The organism is Amycolatopsis sp., from assembly GCF_035276945.1.
In the GTDB taxonomy this organism is placed as follows: domain Bacteria; phylum Actinomycetota; class Actinomycetes; order Mycobacteriales; family Pseudonocardiaceae; genus Amycolatopsis_E.
The window spans coordinates 65,550-89,358 of sequence record NZ_DATELF010000153.1 but is presented as its reverse complement, the minus strand read 5'-3'; the positions used below and the strand labels follow the sequence as shown (position 1 = coordinate 89,358).

Here is a 23,809-nt window from a genome sequence, read left to right as displayed (position 1 = left end):
GGCGCTGGAGAAAGACGTCCGTGAGTGGATCAAGACGTGGAACGAGGACCCGAAGCCGTTCGTCTGGAAGAAGACCGCGGAGGAGATCCTTGACTCTCTCTCGCACAATATATCTCACGAATTTCCGGCGCGAAACACTAGCCACTACCGACGCCGCGGCCACCGACCGCCATGACCTGAACTGCCCACCTCATCCATCGTCGCGGCCCCGAACAAGCCCGGGCCTGTCGTTCGGCTGTATGGGTGGATTCAATGTGGCTATACGGGTGTTCGTCCCCGACACACCGGCACAACTCGGCTCCGATACGTGAGCAGGTGAGAGGGTGCCTCCGTCCACGGCCGCGTGCGGCCGTGGCGATGGGACGGAGGAGTATGGCTGTCGCCGCAGACATACCGACTTCGATGACGGTCAGCTACCGGTGCGCGAACTCGGTGTCCGGCAAGACATCGGAGGTCACGCCGGAGAGAACCGAGCCGTGGACATTGGTCGGCCTGGACTCGGTGATGTCGGCATCGCCGTGGCGGACCTTCCGCTGGCACAGGGGCCAGCGGCACTATTCGGGTAGCTTCTGGTCGGCGACCGAACGCGATCTGGTGATCTATGAGTCTCGGCTGGAGTTGGCGCGGCTGCTGTTCGCGGACTTCGACAGGTCCGTACAGCGCATCCTGGCCCAGCCGTTCCTGCTGCGCGCCGAAGTCGCCGGGGCGCCGCGTAAACATGTCCCGGACTACCTGCTGTTGACCAGCACCGGGCCGGTAGTGGTCGATGTGAAGCCGAAGTCGCGCGTTACGAAGCCGGACAACATGTTCGTCTTCGGCTGGACCCGGCAGGCGGTGGAATCACGTGGCTGGCAGTATGAGATGTGGAGCGAACCACCCCACGCGGAACTGGAGAACGTGCGATTCCTGGCCGGGTATCGACGGGATTGGTTGTTCGATCACGAGCTTCTCGCTGAACTCCGCGCTGCGGATCTCGACGGCACCACGTTGACAGCGGCGTGCCAGTCACTCCCGGATCGACCGAGGGCGATAGTGCGATCCGCGGTCCTGCATCTGCTGTGGCAACAGCACTTCACAGCCGACCTGACCCACCCGTTGAGCGGCAACCACGTGCTGAGGAAGGCGGTGTGAGCAACGCGGCGGTACGCGTGGGCGTCGGCACGCGGTTCTCCTACGACGGCGAGGTTGTCGAGGTGGTCGAACTGCTGGCCGCCCCGGCTGGCAACGAAGTCGTGCTCAAGAACGTCGCCAGCCAGCGGATCATCCGAGTGTCCGTGCGGGAGCTGCTGACCTCAGACCGTGCTCGGATCATCCCGGCAGGCCCCGGGCCTTCCGCCGACGACCCGCAGGAGTTGGCGAGCGCGCTGCTGGCCGAGCTGACCGATACCGAGCGACAGCAACTACGGGAACGGGCCGCACACGTCCGGGAGGTCTTAACCGGGTACCGCTTGGGCATGGCCGAGCTTGCCACAGAGGGCGAACCCAGCCCGGAGTTCGAGCCGAGCCTGCCGTTGACGACCCGATACCGGGCCAAGGCAGCGGAATTGAACATCACCATGCGAACCGTCCAGCAGTGGGTGTCCGACTTTCACGGCAACGGCGAGGCCGGCCTGCTCCCCAAGAAGGATCTCGCGCGAAACAGCGCAGCGGCGACCGTCGAAAACGATCAGCCGTGAATGGCTCCACGAGCAGTACGTCAACCAGCAACGCACCCTGCCCGACCTCGCCCAGGAAACCGGTATGAGCACCACCAACATGAACCGCTGGGCCAAGATCCACAACATCCCGCTCAGACCCCGCGGCGGCGCAAGCCACCGACGGTCCCCAGGCAATATGGGCACGAGCCGAAACAGCGATAAGCTCTGAGCTCTCCCTGAGTATGACCTCGGCGGAAGGGACCAACTACACCTCGCTGTCGACTCCCTGATCGACAGGGTCGGCGAGGCGTTGACATAGATCGACCAGTGCTTGCCATCTACCACCTGATCGTTGCACCTCGTGGTACGCGGGCGCGCGGGGGCGGTCTTGAGGCAGTCGATGAAGAAGTTCGGCGTTCACGAGGCGTTTGGTCACGAGCTGCACCAGGCTGTCGTTGAGGCGGGCACGCGAGGCAATCATGCGCACTGTGACCTGCGAGCCTGCGACTGCGGTCTCCTCTGAGATCGCAGTAACCACTTCTGCAACGTATCGGTTGCCGAAGACAGCGTAAGAGCGGTCCCGGAGCGTCTCCACGCTGTCGAACGTCACATGACTAATGTATCGTGTTACATGAGTCATGGAACACTTTGAAGGTGGGCAGCGATGAGTTCGTTGGCTGTGGTGACCGGACAGATCGAACTCGAGCTCGCGGCTCAACCGAAACTGGTGACCCGTCCTGACCCTCGGTGCTCATCCGCACCAGCCTCAATCCACGTCGCCGGCCGGACGCTGATCCCGACACCAGTTTTCGACACCTACTGGCGTTTCGCAGCTGAACGTCAGGCCGTCTACGAGGCACGGGTTGCGGGCCAGCGGGGTCCGTGGACCGACGATGCAGTGATAGCACGGCACCGGTTCACAAACTGTTATCGGGCAGCGGACCGTGTCAGCCAGTTCCTGATCCGCGAGGTTTCTTATCGCGGATCGCAGCGACCGGACGAGGTTGTCTTCCGGACCCTGCTGTTCAAGCTGTTCAACAGGATCTCGACCTGGCAACTGCTAACCGATGTGCTAGGCGACCTTTCGTGGGAGCACTTCGACTTCGATGCATACGATCAGGTGCTCACTGCGGCGTTCACCCAGGGCACCAAACTCTATTCGGCCGCATACGTAGTGCCTCCACCACGGCTCGGCGCGCAACGTAAACACACTAACCATCTGCGGCTGATCGAGATGATGATGACCGCCGGTCTTGTCGAGCAGGTGGCAACTGCTGGATCGCTGCGGTCAGTCTTCGAAGCATTGCTGGCGTATCCCGCTATGGGGGATTTCCTCGCCTACCAGTTCGCCATCGACCTAAACTATTCCGCGGTGCTCGATCGCGACGAGATGGAGTTCGTTGTTCCAGGCCCTGGCGCCCGTGACGGCATCCGGAAATGCTTCGGACCGGCAGCAGACGGCATCGAGGCCGACGTCATCCGCTACATGGCCGAGCATCAACACGAGCACTTCGCCCGCCTCGGCCTGCGGTTCGACGGCTTGCGCGGCCGACCGTTGCAGCTGATCGACTGCCAGAACCTGTTCTGCGAGGTCGACAAGTACGCCCGCGTCGCCCACCCGGACATCGCCGGGCACAGCGGCCGCACCCGAATCAAGCAACGGTTCGCCGCAGTCGCCGAACCCGTACCCGCGTGGTTCCCACCCCGGTGGGGCATCAACATCGATCAGCCGACCACCGGGTCCGGGCCGCAACGGCGCACGCACCCCGCGTGACGACGGACGTAATGCCTCTCTGGAGCCAGACTCGCCCGCGTCAACTCACGGTACGCCCAGACAAAGCGGTCATACGCACAAAGCCGAAGACCGGCATCTACCCAGACGCGCCCGCCTGCGCTTCAGCGATTGCGCGCGCACAAACCTCCGCGTGGTATGCAAGTTCGCTGGTTGTGAGCGGACGGGCCTCGATCGTGCGTGTATCGAGGTCGCAGTGGATGTTGCCATGCCCATGTTGCCGGAGGAGCCGCCAGACAGTGAACCCGTCCAAGATGGCGCGTTCCCACTCGAGATCTGTGCACACCCCGACCTCCAGATTGACGGTCATGCGTCGGCACAGTCGCAAGATTTCGCTGTCGACGTGACGCACCATGTCGAAGAAGTTGGCACGGCTCGCGGCTTCAAAGACAAACGCCGCGATACCTTCCTCGATCGCTACAGCTCGGCCCCCATCCTCGACGTCGTCTAGTTGAGGCGCGGCTTTACGCTTCCGCCGCAACAGGGCACGCTGCACCGGGCTCCAGCCCAATACGGCTAGATATGCCAGGTGGAACGCATCGTGGTAGCGATAACCGTCGTCTTCGTAGGCGTTGTCACCGAGGACATTGCCGCACGGCACGCCGTCGCACACCGGCAGTACGCGCGGTGGCGCTGATGGTTCAGTGTGGAGCGGACTCGGCGCGATCTGGACAGTCATGCTGCGGGGCAGCCGTTCAGTGGCGGGTTGGTGCCCACCGTCGAATAGTCGGGCCGGCCCGATGCCACGGTCGCGCAGCTGCGGCACACCAATCGGTGACCCTGGCGCGCCCCTCGGCCGTCCCCGCTCCTGGCGCTGCCATCGTGCGGCGATCTTGGTCAGGTTCGCCTGGGCGATTTCCTCGAGGTCGATGCCGAGCCATGTAGCGGTGTCGGCCACGTACCACATGATGTCCCCGAGATCCTCGACCGCCACCGCGCGGTGATCATGGTGCACAGGACCGTCACGCACGACCTTCTTGTGGTTTGTCTGCAGTGTGCCGACCTCTCCGCCCAAGCCAAGCAGGGCGATGGTGAGCGCGCGCTCCGGCTCCGCTTGGTGCTGGTCATATGCCCAGGCTTCATCCTGATACTCATCGAAGTCCAACTCACACCTCCCGTAATGCTTGATTATCAATCACGGTCCCACTAGCATGACACAAAGTCAAGCACAGGGGAGGGTTGCCATGGATCGACAAGCGCTACGGGACCTCCTGGTGCGGGGTTTCGCCGAGTGCGAGGACTACAGTTTTGAGCAGGTCGAAGCTGCGATAGCCGCAGTGGGCGGCGACAATCTCTTCGAACTCGACAGCAAGAAGGCTGAGTGGGTCGTTGCGCATGTCGAGCACGCGCTCGGCGTGACCACCCCCCTGCCGAAGCCGGCCGACTTGCAACGTGACCAGTTCGCCACACTTGGTGCGCTGGTTGAGGCGATCGCACACGCCCTGGACATTCACTGAAGGCTGAGACCACCATGTCGATCTTCGTTAGAGCCAATGATGTCGGCGACGCCTGGCTGCGGGCGTATCGCGCTCTGCTCGATGCCCGCGGCCGTCAGATCGTCAACCTCGCGGTCAGCATCGAGCAACCGCTACACGAGGATCTCGGCGTGCGCGCTGCACTGGAAAGCACCCTCGCCGACCTCTCCTCGAGAAGTCGAGGAACGACCTGGCACAGCGTGCACACGGTGGCGAACACTATATTCCCCATCTCGCTGTACCGGCCCGATCAGCCGGACTCCGCCAAACGATTCTTCGAGCGTGCCGGGACGGTCAGCCAGCTGCACCACAAGCGCCGACATGAATGGGGCACTTACATCGGGCGGCTGATCCAGTACGACCAGCCAGACGGGACGCCGGTCAATCAGCTTGAACGATTTCTCACGCTGCTCAATGGTGACACCAACTGGGCCGACATCTACGAGGCTCCGTTGACCTATGCCGGCGAAAACTCCGGGTTCCCAGCCACTGACGTGGCCGCATCGGATCTGCAGCTGATCGGGCCCGGCGACCGGCGGACTCGCGGCGGGCCTTGCCTGGCGCACCTGAGCCTGACCTCGGTCGACGGACACTTGCACATGACGGCGCTATATCGACGGCACGCCTACCTCGCCCGCGCGTACGGCAACTTCCTCGGCCTGGCCAGATTGCTCAACTTCCTCGCACACGAAAGTGGTCGACAGGTCGGGCAACTGCTAGTGGTCGGTTCACATGCTGAGATCGAAGACGCCGCACCCGTCTCCGTGTTGACCAAGCTCTCGAACGATGCTGCTGAGGCCCAGGGCGCTATCCGCCCCATTGAGGTTGCCACCAGGCCAATGGGCGCCAGCTGGCGCGACCTTGAGCTTCCCGTAGCCGACGTGCCCGCAAAAACGAGGTGATGGCATGTCACTCCACGACCCGATGAAGATGATCCCGCTATCGGACGGCCCCCGCATTGAGGGCGCACCGCTCACTGTGCGCGCCGCCCGACTGCTCGCCGACGTACTTGGCCCCGTGCCCCATCCGATGCGCGTTGGCATCGACATCTGCGATGTTGAGACATTGCGCAGACAGCTTCGCCTTCCCAGCGCCGCCCGCTTCCTGGGCAACTGCTTCACCGAAGTGGAACTGGATTACTGTGCCGGTCGACCCGAGCGCGTCGCCACGCGATGGGCCGCCAAGGAGGCGGTAGCCAAAGCGGTCGGAACTGGGTTTCGCGGACTCAAGCCGAACCAGATCGAGATTCGGCGTCGAGGTACCGGCGAGCCATACATCCGTCCCGCCGACAGCCAGGCCTGGCCGGACGACGCACACACCTGGATGTGGCACGTCTCGCTCGGCCATGAGGCGGAACTCGCGGTGGCCATCGCCATCGCAACCCCGGCGAATTCCACCGCGACGGTAGTTTGAGCAGCCACTACGACAAGGAGGCAACCGTGAGCACCGAGGATCCGGGGCGCGATATTCGCGTTGACGCGGACGGGCTCCAGCTCGCCGAGCGTCTCCGCGCTGAGCGTGAGTACCTCAACCTCAAGCAGGAGCAGGTGGCCGCAGTGCTGCACATCTCCCGAGCGGCGGTTAGCGCGATCGAAACCGGCCGACGCAAAGTGAGCGGACAGGAGCTGAAACAGCTGGCCAACCTCTTCGGCACAAGCGTCGATCGTCTGCTCGGCGCAGATCCAGAGGTCGATGAAACAACGCAGGCGCTGTTTCGGACCACCAAGGAACTATCCGACAACGACCGTGCGCAGGTGTTGAGATTCGCCGAGTTCCTGCGCAACGCGGGCCCGCCACCTGAGGTTGTCGGCGACTCCCTGGAGCAGCCATGAACGGGGCTCCTAGGGCGGCAACGCCCCATCGAAACGCAACGGTGACCGCGTCATGAACTCCAGCCGCAGGCAGGCCATCGCGTCGGCAAGTATGGCGGCTGCCCGCCTGCACCAGACACTCCAGACGCCCTACGACAGGCCGGTCGACGTGTTCATGCTGGCTCAACGGCTCGGCCTGTGGCTGGTCGCCCAGCCACTGGAAAAGGCGCACGGCTTCTACCTCCGCGAGGACAACGCCGCCGGCGTGGTGCTGAATAGCCAGCATCCTGAGACGCTCCAGAGGTTCACGTGCGCGCACGAGATCGGGCACCACGTGCTTGGGCACGCCAGCCACACTGACGACGCGAGCACCCTGCAACGCATGTCAGACCTGGCTCTGCAGGAGCACCAGGCCCAGGTGTTCGCCGCCGCGCTGCTCATGCCCGCGCCCTTGGTCAACCGCACCCTGCACCAACTCGGCATCGGCGGCCCGCTGCAACCCGCCGACATCTACGCGGTCAGCCGTGACATGTCCGTCAGCTACACCGCCGCATTGTGGGGACTTAACGTTCTTGGCAAGATCAGCGCCGCCACGGCTTCCGAGCTCACGCGCAAAGGGCCCCGCCAAGCCAAGGACGCGCTGCGTGGCGGCCCCAGTCTGACCGACGCCCGGTCCGACATTTGGGTACTGGACGACAGCGCCGACCACACCACTGTTAGCTGCCGGGTTGGCGACGAGATTCACATCCAGCTTACCGAGGATCTTAGTACTGGACATGTGTGGTCATTTGACGACCTGTCCGATCCTGCGCTCCGCCAGCCCACAGAACACGCGGATGCATTGTGGTGGGATGGAGGCTCCGAATTGGGCATTCGTCGAACGGACATACCTACATTCCCGCCCCATCCCGATGGTCCACTGGACGTCACGTACGACGCTCACGTGGACGCCGACGGCGCCTCTCCCCTTGGTAAGGAACAGGACGAACTGTCGCTGTTCACAGCCGAAGCCCCACACGCCGACCCCGACGACGGGGCTGACTTCGCCCTACCTGAGGCGGGCAAGCACCTACTCATCGTCCGCCCGCGTGAGGCCGGTTCCTTTCAGATTCGACTCGCCCTTCGCCCCGCATGGGACACAGCGGCCACGGCCGCTTCCACTAGATTGTTCACCCTCGTCGCCATTCCCCAGAAGACACTGCCAGAGCGTGGGTGCGCGGCACCGCAGATCGATCTGCGAGTTCAGGAACTGGTTGCAGCATGAAGCCCAGCATCACTTGGCTCGCCGACCTCCGCGGCGGCCTGCCGCCAATCGGCAACCAGGGCCAGCGCGGAACTTGCCTTGCGTGGGCTGCCACCACCGCGCACCAGCACCGTCGATCAAGCTCACTAAGCGTCGAATACCTCCATTGGGCCTGCGGGCCGCCACCTCGGGGCCGGGGAACCCGCCCCGGCCTGCGACATGCCCTGCGCACCGCAGGTCAGCCGACGACCGACCAGTGGCCATACGACCCTTCCGTCGACGAGACGGCGGCCACCTATCACCCGCCACGTACCGTCTGCGGCCCGTTCAGCACCGCGGACGCACGTTCAGTGACCCACGATCCGCTCAGCCTCGCCGCCCAACTCAACTCCGGCCATCTGCCTATTGCCGCCTTGAGGATCACTCCCGCCTTCCTGACCGCGCGCGGCGGCATCATCCACGACAACCATCGTGGCACCGACGGCCACGCCGTCACCGTTGTCGGGATCGCACGAAGCGAACAGCCCGTCGGCACCGTGCCGGCGGGTGAGTTGGTGGTGTGTGTGCGCAATAGCTGGGGTCCGACTTGGGGGCGGAACGGCTACGCGCTAATCACCGAGACCGCCTGGTCGGCCTGCGTGATGTATGCCGTCATGGTCCGCCCGTCCGAAGAAATGTCACGGGCGTGAGACTGATCTTGGTGACATCTCCATGAGACAACCCGCAAATCTGCAGGTCACGGAAGATCAACATGTCGCCGGATTTGAGAACCTACATTGTTGCAGGGTCTCAGTTCGCGCGGCCAATTCTCAGTTCTGATGGCCACCATGTGGCCAATTGGCCGTCTGTGTGAGACACAGTTCTGGGCTTACGGCCTCCAGATATCGGTGAGCGTCTCACGGAGGACGCGAACAGCTCGTGGACCGACTCCGTGCATCGCCAGGAGGTCGGCATCGGTAAGGGCGGCCACCTGGGCGAACGTGGTGATGCCGGCGCCGGCGAGGGCACGGGTGGCGGGGCCTCCGATAGCCTTGGGCAGGTCGCCGACCTCACCGGGTGCTGCGGTGTCCCCGGAGGCTACCCGCTCGGCCAACTGCTTCGGCGCCCGCGACAGCCAGGCGCGACGCACCCAATGGTTGAGCTGTTGACCGTTGATGTCCCCGATCGCGACACGTACGCCGATCGGCGTCGCACCGCGGACCAGCCGCTGCGCGGTCGGATGCGCGACAAGGACCTGCTCAACATCAGGCGTGGGGAGCCGGAGTTCCACCAGGCGGTCCTTGTCCACCGAAGCGAATCGCCTGCCGCGCACCGTGAAGGCGACGATTCCTGCGCCAACGACCTGCTCAGCGGTCTCGGGATAGGAAAGGGCAGCCTTGCGAAGCTGGGTGAGCGTCGTCATGGATCAAGCGTAAGTTGAGCCGCTCACCTCGTTCGGTTCACCAGCGGGCGTCGCCCAGTGATGGTCAGCAGGATGTCCTTGACCGGCATCTCGACCGGTTCCCCGTCACCGATCCGGACATCGGCGTCGGTGCCCCGCAACTGGATGCCCGCCAGATCGACACCGAAGTAGGACAGGCCGCGCGGGTTGGCGTTCGCCAGGACCAGGGCCACTCGGTCGACCGGCGGCGATGGCAAACCCAACGGCTCGGTGATGTCCAGGCCGTGAATGGTGTCGTGGTTCAGCGCGCCGGCGGGGCCACCGCCCGGCGGCTGCCAGGGGTTGGCGATATTGGCCCGCAGGACGGCCAGTAGTTCGGTCCCCGACATCCGGGCAGCGTCCCTACGGGCCGCCCGGTCGGCATACCGGTCGACCGAGAAACCGGCCGCGGCCAGCCCCATCACCACCTTGGGCAGGCTCGTACGGAAGGGCATGGTGATGTGCGCGACGACCTCACGTACCCGCCAACCGCGGCACAAGGACGGACTGTCCCACCCGTCGTCCTGGAGTCCGGAAAGGAGACCGGCCAGTCGCTCCCGCTCGGCGCGGACGTGCGGTGTGAAGTCTGTCTGGGTCGATGACATGAACGAAAGCCTTCCGCTGGTAGCCGATGAGTCGCCTCTTGTACGACCGGCAGCGGCCGGACTCATCGCTCCTCAAGAATCAGGTTTCGAGGATGTCCGGCAGACCGAACTCCGCGAAGCGGTCACCGCAACCCAGGAACGTCACGATCTCGCTGATCCGCCCGCCCCGGCACTCGATCACCAACAGCGCGAACGCCGCCAACGTGCCGTTCGCGTCCGGCCGGTACTGGCCGAGCGTCCAACATCCGTTGACCAGCTCGCCTGGGACGAGACGGTCCTCGGCACAGGCGTCCGTCCCGGTCATCGCCGCGCCGATCGGGGCCGGCCCGTCCAGCCACCACGCGAACGGCGGCATCCCGGACCGGACATCGTCAGCCAGCACCGCGAGCAGCGTGGGCACGTCGTGCATTTGAAAAGCGTGCACATATCGCTGGAGAAGATCACGCTGGGTCACGTCATGCAGGTCCGGCGGGTCGGCCCGGCGCGGCTGGTGCTCCGCCAGCGTGGCCCTGGCCCGCTGCAGCGCACTGTTCACCGCGGCCACCGACATCTCCATGACCTCGGCGGCTTCCATGGCGGCGAACCCGAGAACATCCCGCAACACCAACACCGCACGCTGGCGCGGCGGCAACCACTGCAAGGCGGCGATGAAGGCCAGCCGCAACTTCTCATGCCGGACCGCGAGCGTCGCCGGGTCAATGGCGCCCGCAAGGCGAGAGTCCGCCAACGGCTCGACCCACCGCGTTGGCGGGAGCGGGACACCAAGGCCTGGGCCGGACGCGGCCGGCCCCATGTCCCACGGCAACGCTCGCCGCTGCGCGCCGCGCAGCATATCCAGGCAGACATTCGTGGCGATCCGGTGCACCCAGGTCGAGAACCCGGCGCGGTTTGGGTCATAGCCGCCGATCGCCCGCAACGCTCGCAGCATCGTCTCCTGCACAGCGTCCTCCACCTCGCTGGCGGACCCGAGGATGCGGTAGCAGTAACCGGTCAGCGGTCCCCGCAACGACTCCAGGCTCGTCGCCAGGGAATCAGGCTCGCCACGTACCACCACCGCATCAGTCTCCCACCCGTGAAGTCGATCGCCGGGAGGTGCGCGGTTTCTCGCCAAACGCGAACCTCATGTGGTCCGACACTGCCGCTGATCAGCCGGTTCGTCGGCGGAGCCGGGGCGCGAGCACCGTGCGCACGACCTTGGTCACCTTGCTCGCGGCGGATCCGCCCTCTTCGTCGGGTTCCGGTTCCAGCATGCGCTGGATCTGCAGCAACAACTGGTTGGTCGACCGCCAGAGCGGGACGAACATGCCGGCGACCGGCCCGACGCCCTGGATCGGGCCGTCGGACAGCTCGGTGACCTTCTTGACGATCGTGACCGTTGTCAGGTCCCGCAGGATCAGGTGCACCTCATCGTCGACCAGCCGGATTTCCATCTTGCGCGCGGCGGCCTCCTCCGGGTTCGCGTCCGTGGTCGTCTCCGGATCCAGTTCGTCGATCTTGGCGGCGACCGCGTCCGGGTCGACCCCGAGTTCGCGCAACACCCTGGCCGCCATGCTGTTCTCCGCCCGCAGCATCGCCTCAAGCAGGTGATGGCTGCCGACCGGTGCGCCACCGGCCAGCGCGCTGGCGCCTGCCACGGTGTCCTCGGTGGCAGGTGTTCCGGCCGGCCATGGGCTGGCCGCGACGTCCTGCGATCCCTCCAGTGAGGCCAGCACCGCGGCACGGATCTTGCTGATCGGATTGATCCGCTCGGCAAGCACCTTCGCGCCGACGCCCTCACCTTCCCGGACCAGGGCGAGCAGGATGTGTTCCGTACCGATGTAGTTGTGGTTCAGCTGCAGCGCCTCGCGCAGGGCGAGTTCCAGCGTCTTCTTCGCGCGCGGCGTGAACGGGATATGGCCGCTCAGCTCCTCCGTGCCGGGCTTGACCACCGCGGCGATATCGACCTGCGCCGTCTCCTTGTCGTACCCGAGCTGGTGCAGAACTTTCGCCGCGATGCTGTCCGGCGCGTCGAGCAGCCCCAACAGGATGTGCTCCGTGCCGATGTAGTTGTGCTTGAGCAGCCTCGCCTCCTCCTGCGCCGTGACGACCACCTGGCGGGCTTTCACCGTGAACCTTTCAAACATGGTTCCATACTCGCAACCATGTCAATACACTGTTATTGATATGGTTGCCATGGCGAAGGGAGGGTGTGATGGAGACACCGTCGGACTGGGAGGACCGGCTCGCGCGCTGGCAGAGTGAGCTGGAACTGTTCGAGCGGCTGGACGAGACACCCTGGGTCACGCTGGCCAAGGCGGAAGCCGAAACCGGCGTTTCCCGCTCGGCCCTGCGGTCCTGGTACCGCAACGGCGAGATCCAGTCCCGGCTGGTGGACGGCCCGAACGGGCCGCAGCGCCTGGTCCAGTTGGACGCGGTGATCGAGCGCGCCGCCGCGTCACCGCGCATTCAGCGCAGGGCGGAACGGGAAGTCAGCCTGGAAGCCCAGGTCACCCTGCTACGGCACCGGGTTGACCAGCTTGAGCTGCGGCTGGCCGCGCTGGAGCGGAAGTGACCGGCGCGAGCAGCAGCGTCCATCGGCCCGGAACGGTGCCACCGTGCCCGCTCATCCACGACCAGGGGTGTATGGCCGGTCCAGCGGCGCCCAGTAGGGGAACGGGCTGGCACCGAGCTTGGAGTGGCCGGCCAGCACCACCGCGGTCCGTGCCGCGTACAGCATCACGTGTTTCAGCTGTGCCTGCTCCAGCGTCGGCGCACAACGGCCACGCCCGGCGACCAGCCCGTCCGCGCCGAGGAAAACCACGTCCGGCGTGATCGACCGCAACTGCTGCCCGGCGGTGCTGCCCACGATCGCCTCGTTCGGGTACCGTAGCCGCCCGCCGAGCACGATCACCCCGGCCTCCGGCGAATCGGCCAGCGCCAGCAGCGCGGACGACCCGTTGGTCACCGCGGTCAGCCCTGACCGGTTCGGCAGCCTCGCGGCAAGGCGGCCGACCGTGGTACCGGCGTCGAGCAACACCACGTCGCCATCACGGCCCAGCCCGGCCGCCGCCACCGCGTCCTTCTCCGCGAGGGTGTGCTCGACAATGGATCCCGGGTGGTACGCACCCCCATAGGTGCACACCACCCCCCTTGGCCAGCCTGGCCGAGGCCGGCCTCGACGGACATGTGACAGTCGAGGCCGGCGACGCCCTGGACACCCTCGCGACATCCCTGGCCCGATCGGCCTAGTGTTGCTGGACCGGATGGAAGGACCTGTGCCTATCCGTCCTCACATCGCTGGAGCCCCGGCTCGCGCCCGGCGCCTTGAAGCGGATGGCCGAGGACCCCGGGAATATCGCGGAGGCCACCGGCGTCGCTTAAGATATAGTTGAATTTTCAAAAAAACTTGGAGGCTGCGATGAGTGCGTTCCCCGTGCTCTACCTGAGCCACGGCGCGCCACCGCTTGCCGATGACGCCCTGTGGACTCGTCAACTCGCCGACTGGTCGGCCGCACTGCCCCGGCCGAAGGCGATCCTGATCGTGTCCGCACACTGGGAGGAGGCACCGCTGACGCTTGGTGCCACCACCACGGTGCCGCTCGTCTACGACTTCTGGGGCTTCCCCGAGCACTACTACCGGGTCACCTACCCCGCGCCGGGAGCACCGGAGCTGGCCAAGAAGGTCAGGGCGCTGCTGAACGGCCCCGCACACGCCGTCCATGACGCACCGGACCGCGGCCTCGACCACGGGGCATACGTGCCCCTCGTGGAGATGTACCCGGACGCGGACATTCCGGTGCTGCAGCTGTCCATGCCCTCGCTGGACCCCCGCGAACTGATCGAACTCGGCCGCAAGCTCCGGCCGTTGCGCGACGAAGGCGTGCTGATCATCGGCAGCGGGTTCTTCACCCACAACCTGTCGCACCTACGCCCGGGCCAGGCCGAGCCGCCCCAGTGGTCGGCCGAGTTCGATCAGTGGGGCGACGAGGCGCTCCGGGCCGGGGATGTGGACGCCCTGCTGGACTTCCAGCACAAGGCGCCAGCCGCCCGGCTCGCCCACCCCCGGATCGAGCACTTCGCGCCGCTGTTCGTCTCGCTCGGCGCCGGGGCCGGCACCACGCCGGAGACCATGATCGACGGCTTCTGGCTCGGCTTGGCCAAGCGGTCGGTCCAGCTGGGCTGAACGGCAAGGCGGGCCCGGGAGTCGCGTTCCCGGGCCCGCGCCGCGCACTGGGCGTCAGCCCTGAATGTGCATTCCCTGACCGGGCAGGAGGTCGGTCGCCGACGGCAACAGCTGGCCGGTGAACAGCCCGTCCAGCGGCAGCCCGTTTAGCGGCAACCCGTCCAGCGGCAGCCCGGCCTGCCCGGCCTGCGGCAGCCCGTTTAGCGGCAGCCCGGCCTGCCCGGCCTGCGGCAGCCCGTCCAGCGGCAGCCCGTTTAGCGGCAACCCGTTTAGCGGCAGCCCGGCCTGCGGGAGCAGGCCGTCGACCGGCAGGGTGGGCAGCGACGGCGCCACGCCCGGACCGGTCAGCTGGACCGGCAGGGTGCCGGCCCCAGGCAGGTCCGCACGCCGCGCCGGAGCACCGATCGGCAGCGTCTGCGGCGCGTTCGGCAGCGAGGGGAGGCCGGTCGGCAGCAGCTCCGACGAGGTCACCGGCAGGTTGATCCCCGGCTCCTCGCCGCCCGTCGAGACGGCCGTGTTGTTCGCGAAGGTGGACGTCGTCTCGGCCAGGATCTCGGCCGGGATGTCGTACACCTGGGCCACGACGCCGATCGGCAGCCGGTTGGTGGTCCCGGACAGCGAGCCGGTCGCGCCGGAACTGGTGCCGGTGCCGCCGACGTTCGCGTTGGTCGTGTTGTCCGCGATCGCGTTCGCGACACCGCCGACCGAAACCGCGTCGCCGAACACCTGCGCCACCGCGGCGGTCGGGACGTCGAACAGGTTGCCGGAAATCGAACCACCGATGCCGGAGGTCGTGCTTTCGCCACCCGCGGCCGTCTGGGTGTTGTTGGCCCCGGCGCCCTGGGCGACGCCGGGCACGCTGATCGCGTCACCGAAGACCTGCGCGAGGGGGGTCACGGGGACGTTGACCAGGTTGCCCGCGATGGAGCCACCGTCGCCGTTCGTCTCGGCGCTGCCACCGGCGACCGACGTGAGGTCGTTCACCGCGTGGCCCTTGCCCAGGCCACCCAGCACCACACCGTCACCGAACACCTGCGCGGCCGAGGCCGCCGGTACGCCGACGATGTTGCCCGCGATGGAACCACCCTCGCCCGTGGCCGAGAGGTGGCCACCGGCGCCCGAGTCGGTCAGGCCCTCGCTCTCCCCGAAGCCGTTGCCGGCCGCGGCGGCGCCGAGGCCGTGCAGTTGCACCGGCAGGGACACCGGCAGGGCACCGATGTTGCCCGCGGCGAAGCCCTCCTTGCCGTTGGCGTTACCCGTGCCGCCCGCGGTGGACGTGGTGTTCGTGGTGGCCTCGCCGGAGCCCTGGCCCACCCCGGCCGCGCCGACGCCGAACACCTGCACCGGAAGCGACGCCGGCACCTGCACCAGGTTGGCGCTGATCGAGCCGTGGTCGTCCTGGGTGTTACCGCCGCCACCGCCGCTGACCGTCTTCGTCTCCGACGCGGTCGCGCCGGCCTGGCCCGCCAGCGCGCCACCCGCACCGAAGATCTCGGCGGGCACGGCGACCGGAACCTGCACGACGTTGCCCGAGCCGGACGAGTCGTTGCCCAGGCTGCCGTTGTAGCCACCGGCGTGGACGTTCTTGTTCTCGGTCGCCGCGCTGGAGCCGTTGCCAGCCACCGCACCCGCGAGACCGAACAGCTCGGCGGTGCCGGCAGGCTGCGCGTTCGCGCTGTTCCCGGCGAGGAACCCGCCGTTGCCGTTGGTGTAGGTGTTGCCGCCGGCGCCCGCGGTGACGTCGTTGGCGCATCCCTTCGCGTGCGAGTTGCCGACCAGGGTTCCCACGCCGCAGAACACCTCGACCGGCGCCGCCACCGGGGCATCGGCGATGTTCCCCGAGCCGACCGCGTTCTCGCCGGTGGTGCTCGAGACGCCGCCGGCGGTCGCGGTGCCGCCCAACCCGATTTGGCCCGTGTCGCCGCCGCTGACCGCGGCGTTCCCGACCGCCGCGATCGCGTTGCCCACCACCGTGCCGGGCAAGGCGGGCTGCGGCTGGGCGATGTTGCCCGCCAGGAACGAGTCCGCGCCGTCGGTCTGGATGTAGGTCGGGGTCCCGGGCCTGGTGCCGCCCGCCGTCGCGTCGGCCGTCGAGCTACCGCCGCAGACGTCCGCGTCACCGCCGCCGGCGACCGCGTTGTTGGAGACCTTCAACGGCAGGGCGACCGGCGTGCCGAGCACGTTGCCCGCGACCGCGCCGTGCGACCCGTGCGTGGAGATCCATCCGCCCGAGCTCGCTTCGCTGGCGCCGTTGAAGCCGGTCTCGCCGTGGCCGAGGGGCCCGCCGATGGCGTTGCCGGAAATCTGCACCGGGGTCGCGCCCTGCGGGCTGATCACGTTGCCGGCGAAGGCGCCGTTGGCACCGCTCGTGGCGACGTTGCCGGTCGTGGCCGCGGACTGGCTCGCGCTGCCCTTGCTCTTGCCCCGGCCGGCGACGCCGACGCCGTTGCCCGCGATCTGGACCGGCAGGGCCCAGTCGAGCGCGACGGCGTTGCCGGCCAAGCCGCCACCAGCACCGTTGGTCGCGATTTCGGTGTTGTGCGTGTAGGTCTGCGTCGAGTCGGACTCGACCTCGGCGTTGCCGAGCAGGCCGATCGCGTTGCCGGTGATCTGGATCGGCACCGCGATGTTGCCGACGGCCTTGTTGCCCATCAGCGGGTCGTTGCTCGGCCCGCCCGCCTCGCAGGGAGCCTCGCGGTTTTCCGTCGCGACGCCCTGGCCGGTCACCGGGCCGAGCCGGTCACCTGCCTGGCCCGCCGCGCCGGCGGCCTTGGCGGCGAGCCCGTTGACGGCACCGGTGACCGGGGAAGCCGCCCGGCCGACACCGCTCCCGGTGATCGGGGCCAGCACACCGTTCAGCTTGTCGGTGAGCGGTTTGGTGGAGATTTCCTTCTTGATCGCGGGGATGTCGACCTGCTTGCCGAGCGTGCCGACGGCGTTCTTCGAGATGTCGACAGGGACGCTGAGGTTGACGTCCAGCGGTCCGGCGGGGGTGTCCGGGCTGACGTTCTCGTCGGCGGACGCGATGCCGGTGCCCAGCATCAGGAGGCCACCCGTGAACAGCGCGGTCTGGATGCCGCGCTTGGCCCAGGTATGCATCAGAAGTTTCTCCTTTTCGTTGAATTCCCTTTTGGCGGGCTGGTGGGAGTTGGGTGCGCCGAAGGGCGCCCGGGTGAGGGGCGTTTCGGGGCGGAAAACGGGGCCGGCGCAGCACCCAAAAGGGGATCCGAACGCGCCGGGACTACCCCGTGCGTGACTCAGTCGGGAGTGACGCCGGGCTGTGCGCCCGGCTGGACCGGCGTGTGCCGAAGGCCGAACATGACGGCATGACGACCGTCGGTGGCGGCGATGCCGGCCGTGGCGACGGGCGCACCGAACAACGGACCGTCGAAATGACCACCGGAAGCCGACCCGCCGGGAACGAGCGGGAGATCGCCCGGGACCAGCGGACCGTGCGTCGGGGAGAAGGGGAAGGGCGAGGGCCGGGCGACATCGCGACCCGTGTGGCCACGACCGGCCGCGAAGTGCACGTTGTGTCCCTGCGCCGTTGCGCCCGGCACGGTCACCACCGGGCCGGGCTGAGCGGCCGGGAGCGTCACCGCGACAGGAAGGTTCTTCGGTGATGTGGTGACCTGCGCCTCGTCACCGACCAACGCGGGCAGCTGCGCGACTCCGGGGCGCAGAAAATCCAGCAGGTCCGGGGGCGGGGTGAGCGCCGAGCCGATCACACGCGGGGCGTCCTGCGGTTGCCGGGTCACCTGCTCGACCGCGCCGAGCAGGCGCTCGGCGGGGTGCAGCACGGCGCCCTTGGCCAGGGTACGGAGAGTGTCACGGGCCGGCTCAGCGGGCAGGTGACCGGCGGCCTGCCTGTCGTCGGGAGCGAGCCGGACGACACCGTCCACCGTGTTGCCGGCAAGATCGGCCGCGCCGACGGCAAAGTGGTCGGCACCAGCCATGACAGCGTCGGTGACCGGGGTGGCGGTGTCCGCGGACGCACTGGCCGTGCCGATCACCCAGGCGGCCGCGGTGCCCGCGAGTGCGCCACCGGTGACGAGGAGGGCGCGCACCAGCCAGCGACCGGCTCGTGCCGACCGCCGCCGAGTGGCCGCGCTGACCTGCGTCACCGTTCTCCTGCTTACCGTGGATGGCGCCAGTCTCCGTCGCGATTCCGAAGTGAATTCGCGTGACCCGGAAACAACTTGCGGCGATCAGGTAACCAGAACCAGAACCCCCTTCGCAGCCGGAGAACCCATTGATCGCCCTATCGTGTGAAAAAACGAGAAGAGAACACTCGGCGCGATGGGCCCGCCCGATTCGCCCGGGTCGCTAGGGTGAGGGATGTGACCAACGGCCAGCAGCCACAGTTCCTCGGTGAAGACACCTCGACCACCACGCTGGTCCCGAAGGGGCTACGGGTGAGCGCCGCCTTCGCCTGGCGGTTCATCGTGGTGATCGCGGCGCTCTACGTCATCATCTGGCTGATCGGCCGGCTCTCCGTGGTGGTCGTCCCGCTGTCGATCGCGCTGCTGCTCTCGGCGCTCCTCGCGCCCGCGGTGGGCCATCTGGTCCAGATGAAGGTGCCGCGCGGGCTGGCCACCGCACTCGTGCTCGTCGGGGGCCTCGCCGTACTGGGCGGTCTGCTCACGTTCGTCATCATCCAGTTCACCGACGGTCTGCCACAGCTGACCCAGCAGCTGCACAACAGCCTCACCCAGATCCAGAACTGGCTGATCAACGTCGTGCACCTGCGCCAGGAGCAGATCCAGCAGGCCATCGACAACGCGATCGGTTTCCTGCAGAACAACCAGGCCGTGATCACCTCGAACGCGCTGACCACGGCGAGCACCGTGGGCGAGTTCCTCACCGGCGCCCTGCTCACCCTGTTCATCACGATCTTCTTCCTCGCCTCGGGCGAGGCGATCTGGGGTTTTCTCATGAAGGGGGTGCCGGGCAACGTCCGCCGCCGCGTCGACGTGGCGGGCCGCCGCGGATTCGCCTCGCTGGTCAGCTACGTGCGCGCGACCGCGGCGGTGGCCGTGGTGGACGCGGTGGGCATCGGGATCGGGCTGTGGATCGTGCGCGTGCCGCTGGTCATTCCGCTGGCCACGCTGGTGTTCCTGAGCGCCTTCGTGCCGATCATCGGTGCGGTGGTGGCCGGCGTGGTCGCGGTGCTGGTCGCACTGGTCACGAACGGGTTCGTGACCGCCCTCATCGTGCTCGGCATCGTGGTCGCGGTGATGCAGCTGGAGAGCCACATCCTGCAGCCGCTGCTACTCGGGAGGGCCGTCAAGCTGCACCCGCTGGCGGTCGTGCTGTCCATCAGCGTCGGCATCGTGGTCGGCAGCATCGCCGGTGCGTTGCTCGCGGTGCCGCTGCTGGCCGTGCTCAACGCCGGCATCCGGTCGCTGCTGCACGAACGAGACCCGCATCCGGAGGACGTCGACGTGCTGCACGACATGGAGGGGGCGCCGAACGCCGATCCGGAGGAGGCGAAGGAAGACACCGGCGCCGGGGTCGAAGAAGCCGGATGAGCCGCCATTTCGGTCCTACCGCCCGCGAGCCCGCGGCGCCGCTCTGGTGGGGCGGGATCGGATTGCGGATCCTCACCCTGCTCTTCGCGCTCGGCGCGGTGATCGTCTACCAGGGCACCTACCAGCGGCCGCGGCTGGCCTGGACCGTGTTCGGGGCGATGGTGCTGTGGACGCTGGTGACCGGCCTGGTCTATTCGCGCGAGGCGCTGCGCTGGCGATGGCGCTGGTTCGTGGTCGCGGACCTGGTGGTGTCGTGCGGGCTGATGCTCACTTCGCCGCGGATCCTGAGCCCCGCCCAATTGGCCGGGGTGGACCCGCTGATCACGACGGTCTGGATCGCCGGCGTGCCGGTGGCCGCGGGCGCCCGGTTCGGCGGCAGCGGCGGGGTGCTGGCCGGGGTGCTCGCCGGGGCGGCCACCGGGTTCGCCCGGCAGCATTTCAACCTCGACGTGGCGCGAGACTCGGTGCTGCTCGTCGCCTCCGGACTGCTGATCGGGATGAGCGCCACCACGGCTCGCAAGTCGGCGGCCCGGCTGGCGCAGGCGCTGCGAACCGAGGCGGCGACGGCGGAGCGGGAACGGCTCGCCCGTTCCATCCACGACAGCGTGCTGCAGGTGCTGGCCCGGGTCCGCAGGCGGGGCGCCGCACTCGGTGGCGAAGCGGCGGAACTCGCGGCCCTGGCCGGCGAGCAGGAGATCGCTCTGCGCACGCTGGTCACCACCGAGCCGACCGGGACGGCGACCGGCGAGGCCGACCTGCGGGCGGCGCTGCAGTTGCTGTCCTCGCCGAAGGTGCAGGTCGCGGCTCCGGCCGGGGAGGTGCTGCTGCCCGCGCACACCACCGCCGAACTGGTCTCCGTCGCGCGCGAAGCACTGTGCAATGTCGACAAACACGCCGGCGCTTCGGCGAGGGCATGGGTGCTGCTTGAGGACCTGGGCGACGAGGTGGTACTCACCGTGCGGGACGACGGGCCGGGCATCGACGGGGGCCGCCTCGCCGCCGCCGAGGCACAGGGCCATTTGGGTGTCGCGCGATCAATGCGGGGACGGGTGACCGACCTGGGTGGGACCATTTCGCTGGAGACGGCACCAGGGCAGGGAACCGAATGGGAGGTTCGAGTGCCGAAACCGGCAGGGCAAGGACGAGGCGGCAACCACACATGATCTCCGTGATGGTTGTCGACGATCATCCGATCTGGCGCGACGGGGTGGCTCGCGACATGGTCGAGAACGGGTTCGAGGTGCGGGCGACCGCGCCCGACGCCAAGGCAGCCGTCCGCATCGCCGTCGCCGTGCGGCCGGACGTCGTGCTGATGGACATCAACCTGGGTGAAGGCTCCGGGGTCGACGCGACCAGGGAGATCACCAACGTCTTGCCGGACACGCGGGTGCTGGTGCTGTCCGCGAGCGGTGAGCACAGTGACGTGCTGGAAGCGGTCAAGGCGGGTGCCTCGGGCTACCTGGTGAAGTCGGCGTCGGTACCGGAACTCGTGGACGCGGTTCAGCGGACCGCCGCGGGCGATCCCGTCTTCACGCCGGGCCTGGCGGGCATGGTGCTGGGCGAGTACCGGCGGATGGCCGATTCCCCGGCCAATGGCGCCGCCCCGCTGCGGCTGACCGAGCGGGAGACCGACGTACTCAGGCTGGTGGCGAAGGGCCTGACCTCGCGGCAGATCGCGGAGCGGCTGGTGCTCTCGCACCGGACGGTGGAAAACCACGTGCAGTCCACACTGCGCAAGCTCCAGTTGCACAACCGGGTGGAACTGGCGCGGTACGCGATCAAACACGGTCTGGACGGGGACTAACCAGGGTTTTTCCCGGATCCGCCCCGAGCGGGACGAACTTAGGCTTGCGGCCATGGGAGAACAGACCGAGGCCAAACCGCTCGACTCGCGGGATTACCGGGTGTCGGACGAGGAGCGCGAGCACGTCGTCGGGGTGCTCCAGAAGGCCATCGGCCGGGGGATGATCGATCTCGAAGAGTTCACCGAGCGCACGGACACCGCACTCGCCGCCCAGACGCGTGGCGAGCTGAACGCGGTGCTGGCCGACCTTCCCGGCCTGGTGCACCACGACGCCGGACCGCGGGCGCCCGCGTTCGCTTCGTCGGACCAGCGGCTGGAACTTTCGGCCCAGTATTCCTCGATGACCCGTAGTGGTCCCTGGCTGGTTCCGCCCGAGATCGTCGTACGGAACAAGTACGGCTCGACGAAGCTGGACTTCACGCAGGCGCAGGTCCAGAGCCCCACGGTGCACATCGAGCTGGACGCCAAGTGGGGCTCGGTCGAGGTGATCATCCCCGAACATGCCTCGGTCGACCTCAACGCGATCACCGACATCAAGTACGGCTCGGTGAACGACAAGACTGGTTCGGACGGCCGCGTGGGCAATCCGCGCCTGGTGTTCTCCGGACGGCTCAAGGGTGGCTCGCTGACCATCCGCCACCCCCGCCGGTTCTTCTCCTAGCCCACTCCTAATTAGCTTGCGGCGCCGGCCCGCGCGGACGCCCGGTCGGCCGCGGCCAGCACGCGCTGGGCCGCCGACTCGCACTGTTCGCGGGTAACCGCGGCAAGGCTCGCGCCCACGGCACGAACGGCGGCCGCGTTCATCGACAGGCTTGTCACGCCCAGCCCGGTGAGCACGCGGGCGAGCAACGGGTCGGCGGCGGCCTCACCGCAGACACCGGCCGGCTTCCCGGTCGCCTTGGCCGCCTCACCGATCAGTGCGATCAGCCGCAGGAGCGCGGGCTGCCACGGATCGTTGAGCGTGGCCACCGCGCCGAGCTGACGGTCAGCGGCGAAGGTGTACTGGGCGAGGTCGTTCGTGCCGACGGATACGAAGTCGACGGCGTCGAAAATCTCCTTCGCGGCCAGCGCGGCGGCCGGAATCTCGATCATCACCCCGGCCCTGGTGATCCCGGCGGCGCGCACCCGCTCGGTGAACCACCCGGCTTCCGCGGCGGTGGCCACCATGGGCGCCATGACCGACACCTCGGCGCCCGAATCGGCGGCCGCCCCGGCGATCGCTTCGAGCTGGCGATCAAGCACGTCGGGCCGGTCGAACGCGACACGCAGGCCGCGCACGCCGAGTGCGGGGTTGGGTTCGGTCTCGGGGGAGAGGAAGGCGAGTGGCTTGTCGGCCCCCGCGTCGAGAGTCCGCACGATGACGGGCTTACCGGCGAAGGGCGTGAGCACCGCCGTGTAGGCGGAGCGCTGCTCCTCCGCGGTTGGCTCGGCGGGCGCGTCGAGGTAGCAGAACTCGGTACGGAACAGGCCGACGCCTTCGGCGCCCGCGTCCGCCGCGGCGCGCGCGTCGGCAGGCGAGCCGACGTTGGCGAGCACCTTGACACGGTGCCCGTCCGACGTCTTGCCGACGCCGTCCCACTCGGCCGGACCCGTCTTCACCGCCACGAGCACGGGCGCGTCCACGTCGGCTTTCTCAACGACACCGGTGTCACCGTCGACGAGCAGCGCCTTGGCGTCGAGCGTCAGGAGGCCGCGCACGGCGACCACGGCCGGGATGCCCAGTGCGCGGGCGAGAATCGCCGTATGGCTGGTCGGACCACCCTCCTCGGTGGCCAGGGCGAGCACCTTGCCGGGGTCCAGCCCGGCGGTGTCGGCCGGCGCGAGGTCGCGGGCGAGGAGGACGCTGGGCGAAGGCAGGTCAGGCACCCCGGGCGGCGCCACGCCGAGCAGTTCGGCGACCACGCGGTCCCGAACGTCCTCGATGTCGCGCACCCGCTCCGCCATGTATCCGCCCGCCGCGGCGAGGGTCTTGGCGAACCCGTTGGCCGACTCGTACACCGCACGCGCGGCCGGCATGCCTTCGGTCACCACGAGCCGCTCGGCCTCGCTGATCAGCGCCGGGTCCCCCGCCATCGCCGCGGTGGTGATCAGGATGGTCGCGGCGTCACCGGTGGCGGACTCCGCGAGTGTCTCGAGCCGGGCCGCCACGGTCCGCGTCGCGGGGGCGATGCGGGCAGCCTCGGCCCGCGGGTCGTCCGGCTTCGGAGTGGCCGGGGGCTCGCCGAGCGGTTCGGCGACCCGGACGACTGGCCCGCTCGCACGACCCGGGCTCACCGCTACTCCCGACAACCTGGCGTCCATGGTCCAGACCTTTCCTGAGACTATGGCC

General features: G+C 67.9%; 25 protein-coding genes. 15 read left to right on the top strand and 10 right to left on the bottom strand.

Going from position 1 to position 23,809, the window contains the following annotated elements:
- Positions 1–372: 372 nt before the first annotated feature.
- Together VJT49_RS27740 and VJT49_RS27735 are read left to right on the top strand one after the other, a co-directional pair.
- Positions 373–1,131 carry a TnsA-like heteromeric transposase endonuclease subunit gene (locus VJT49_RS27740; protein ID WP_324167873.1) on the top strand — a complete coding sequence of 253 codons (759 nt, stop codon included), beginning with the start codon at positions 373–375 and terminating at the stop codon, positions 1,129–1,131.
- Positions 1,128–1,676 carry a helix-turn-helix domain-containing protein gene (locus VJT49_RS27735; RefSeq protein ID WP_324167872.1) on the top strand — a complete coding sequence of 183 codons (549 nt, stop codon included), beginning with the start codon at positions 1,128–1,130 and terminating at the stop codon, positions 1,674–1,676. The genes VJT49_RS27740 and VJT49_RS27735 overlap by 4 nt, the downstream gene beginning before the upstream one ends.
- A gap of 226 nt (positions 1,677–1,902) precedes the next feature.
- On the opposite strand, the gene VJT49_RS27730 is transcribed toward VJT49_RS27735, so the two are convergent.
- A complete protein-coding gene (locus VJT49_RS27730) occupies positions 1,903–2,247 on the bottom strand; it encodes a hypothetical protein (RefSeq protein ID WP_324167871.1) in 345 nt (114 codons plus the stop codon).
- A 54-nt stretch (positions 2,248–2,301) separates the two neighbouring features.
- Between VJT49_RS27730 and VJT49_RS27725 the strand changes: the two genes are divergently transcribed.
- Complete coding sequence (locus VJT49_RS27725; RefSeq protein ID WP_324167870.1) at positions 2,302–3,411, top strand: nucleotide kinase domain-containing protein; 1,110 nt, start codon at positions 2,302–2,304, stop codon at positions 3,409–3,411.
- 97 nt (positions 3,412–3,508) lie between these two features.
- Here the strand turns inward: VJT49_RS27725 and VJT49_RS27720 are convergent, their stop codons facing one another.
- Entirely contained in the window at positions 3,509–4,534 is a 1,026-nt protein-coding gene (locus VJT49_RS27720) for a hypothetical protein (protein WP_324167869.1), read from the bottom strand.
- A 79-nt stretch (positions 4,535–4,613) separates the two neighbouring features.
- Here VJT49_RS27720 and VJT49_RS27715 point away from each other — a divergent pair, with 79 nt between their 5' ends.
- From VJT49_RS27715 to VJT49_RS27690, 6 genes are read left to right on the top strand one after another with little or no spacing between them, the layout of a single operon-like run.
- The gene (locus tag VJT49_RS27715) at positions 4,614–4,886 is read left to right on the top strand and encodes a hypothetical protein (protein ID WP_324167868.1); all 273 of its coding nucleotides are present in this window, start codon (positions 4,614–4,616) and stop codon (positions 4,884–4,886) included.
- Positions 4,887–4,900: 14 nt separating this feature from the next.
- Positions 4,901–5,806, top strand: coding sequence for a hypothetical protein (locus tag VJT49_RS27710; protein WP_324167867.1), 906 nt, complete (start codon positions 4,901–4,903; stop codon positions 5,804–5,806).
- Positions 5,807–5,810: 4 nt separating this feature from the next.
- Positions 5,811–6,317 (top strand): holo-ACP synthase, encoded by a 507-nt coding sequence (locus VJT49_RS27705; RefSeq protein WP_324167866.1) that lies wholly within the window; start codon positions 5,811–5,813, stop codon positions 6,315–6,317.
- A gap of 26 nt (positions 6,318–6,343) precedes the next feature.
- Positions 6,344–6,736: a helix-turn-helix transcriptional regulator gene (locus VJT49_RS27700; RefSeq protein ID WP_324167865.1), complete on the top strand. Its 393-nt coding sequence runs from the start codon at positions 6,344–6,346 to the stop codon at positions 6,734–6,736.
- Positions 6,737–6,788: 52 nt separating this feature from the next.
- The gene (locus VJT49_RS27695) at positions 6,789–7,979 is read left to right on the top strand and encodes an ImmA/IrrE family metallo-endopeptidase (protein WP_324167864.1); all 1,191 of its coding nucleotides are present in this window, start codon (positions 6,789–6,791) and stop codon (positions 7,977–7,979) included.
- Entirely contained in the window at positions 7,976–8,647 is a 672-nt protein-coding gene (locus VJT49_RS27690; RefSeq protein WP_324167863.1) for a C1 family peptidase, read from the top strand. Before VJT49_RS27695 ends, VJT49_RS27690 begins: the two co-directional genes overlap by 4 nt.
- A gap of 179 nt (positions 8,648–8,826) precedes the next feature.
- On the opposite strand, the gene VJT49_RS27685 is transcribed toward VJT49_RS27690, so the two are convergent.
- From VJT49_RS27685 to VJT49_RS35485, 4 genes are all read right to left on the bottom strand, one after another.
- Positions 8,827–9,360, bottom strand: coding sequence for a hypothetical protein (locus VJT49_RS27685; protein WP_324167862.1), 534 nt, complete (start codon positions 9,358–9,360; stop codon positions 8,827–8,829).
- Between the two features lie 23 nt (positions 9,361–9,383).
- Positions 9,384–9,983, bottom strand: coding sequence for a maleylpyruvate isomerase family mycothiol-dependent enzyme (locus VJT49_RS27680; protein ID WP_324167861.1), 600 nt, complete (start codon positions 9,981–9,983; stop codon positions 9,384–9,386).
- A gap of 79 nt (positions 9,984–10,062) precedes the next feature.
- On the bottom strand, positions 10,063–11,037 hold the full coding sequence (locus VJT49_RS27675; RefSeq protein WP_324167860.1) for an RNA polymerase subunit sigma-70: 975 nt from the start codon (positions 11,035–11,037) through the stop codon (positions 10,063–10,065).
- Positions 11,038–11,128: 91 nt separating this feature from the next.
- Positions 11,129–12,106: a Clp protease N-terminal domain-containing protein gene (locus VJT49_RS35485; RefSeq protein WP_414636103.1), complete on the bottom strand. Its 978-nt coding sequence runs from the start codon at positions 12,104–12,106 to the stop codon at positions 11,129–11,131.
- Between the two features lie 68 nt (positions 12,107–12,174).
- Between VJT49_RS35485 and VJT49_RS27660 the strand changes: the two genes are divergently transcribed.
- On the top strand, positions 12,175–12,534 hold the full coding sequence (locus tag VJT49_RS27660) for an excisionase (protein WP_324167859.1): 360 nt from the start codon (positions 12,175–12,177) through the stop codon (positions 12,532–12,534).
- Positions 12,535–12,585: 51 nt separating this feature from the next.
- Here VJT49_RS27660 and VJT49_RS27655 read toward each other — a convergent pair whose 3' ends face one another.
- On the bottom strand, positions 12,586–13,104 hold the full coding sequence (locus tag VJT49_RS27655; RefSeq protein ID WP_324167858.1) for a hypothetical protein: 519 nt from the start codon (positions 13,102–13,104) through the stop codon (positions 12,586–12,588).
- A gap of 276 nt (positions 13,105–13,380) precedes the next feature.
- Between VJT49_RS27655 and VJT49_RS27650 the strand changes: the two genes are divergently transcribed.
- Positions 13,381–14,145 carry a class III extradiol ring-cleavage dioxygenase gene (locus VJT49_RS27650; RefSeq protein WP_324167857.1) on the top strand — a complete coding sequence of 255 codons (765 nt, stop codon included), beginning with the start codon at positions 13,381–13,383 and terminating at the stop codon, positions 14,143–14,145.
- A 54-nt stretch (positions 14,146–14,199) separates the two neighbouring features.
- Here VJT49_RS27650 and VJT49_RS27645 read toward each other — a convergent pair whose 3' ends face one another.
- Together VJT49_RS27645 and VJT49_RS27640 are read right to left on the bottom strand one after the other, a co-directional pair.
- The gene (locus VJT49_RS27645) at positions 14,200–17,244 is read right to left on the bottom strand and encodes a hypothetical protein (protein WP_324167856.1); all 3,045 of its coding nucleotides are present in this window, start codon (positions 17,242–17,244) and stop codon (positions 14,200–14,202) included.
- Positions 17,245–17,402: 158 nt separating this feature from the next.
- Positions 17,403–18,269, bottom strand: a complete 867-nt coding sequence (locus tag VJT49_RS27640) for a hypothetical protein (protein ID WP_324167855.1) — start codon at positions 18,267–18,269, stop codon at positions 17,403–17,405.
- 216 nt (positions 18,270–18,485) lie between these two features.
- Here VJT49_RS27640 and VJT49_RS27635 point away from each other — a divergent pair, with 216 nt between their 5' ends.
- From VJT49_RS27635 to VJT49_RS27620, 4 genes are read left to right on the top strand one after another with little or no spacing between them, the layout of a single operon-like run.
- Positions 18,486–19,676: an AI-2E family transporter gene (locus tag VJT49_RS27635; RefSeq protein ID WP_324167854.1), complete on the top strand. Its 1,191-nt coding sequence runs from the start codon at positions 18,486–18,488 to the stop codon at positions 19,674–19,676.
- Complete coding sequence (macS, locus tag VJT49_RS27630) at positions 19,673–20,839, top strand: MacS family sensor histidine kinase (protein ID WP_324167853.1); 1,167 nt, start codon at positions 19,673–19,675, stop codon at positions 20,837–20,839. Before VJT49_RS27635 ends, macS begins: the two co-directional genes overlap by 4 nt.
- A complete protein-coding gene (locus VJT49_RS27625) occupies positions 20,836–21,480 on the top strand; it encodes a response regulator transcription factor (RefSeq protein ID WP_324167852.1) in 645 nt (214 codons plus the stop codon). The genes macS and VJT49_RS27625 overlap by 4 nt, the downstream gene beginning before the upstream one ends.
- 52 nt (positions 21,481–21,532) lie before the next feature.
- Positions 21,533–22,141: a DUF1707 SHOCT-like domain-containing protein gene (locus VJT49_RS27620; protein ID WP_324167851.1), complete on the top strand. Its 609-nt coding sequence runs from the start codon at positions 21,533–21,535 to the stop codon at positions 22,139–22,141.
- 11 nt (positions 22,142–22,152) lie between these two features.
- Here the strand turns inward: VJT49_RS27620 and ptsP are convergent, their stop codons facing one another.
- Complete coding sequence (gene ptsP, locus VJT49_RS27615; RefSeq protein ID WP_324167850.1) at positions 22,153–23,781, bottom strand: phosphoenolpyruvate--protein phosphotransferase; 1,629 nt, start codon at positions 23,779–23,781, stop codon at positions 22,153–22,155.
- Positions 23,782–23,809 lie beyond the last annotated feature (28 nt).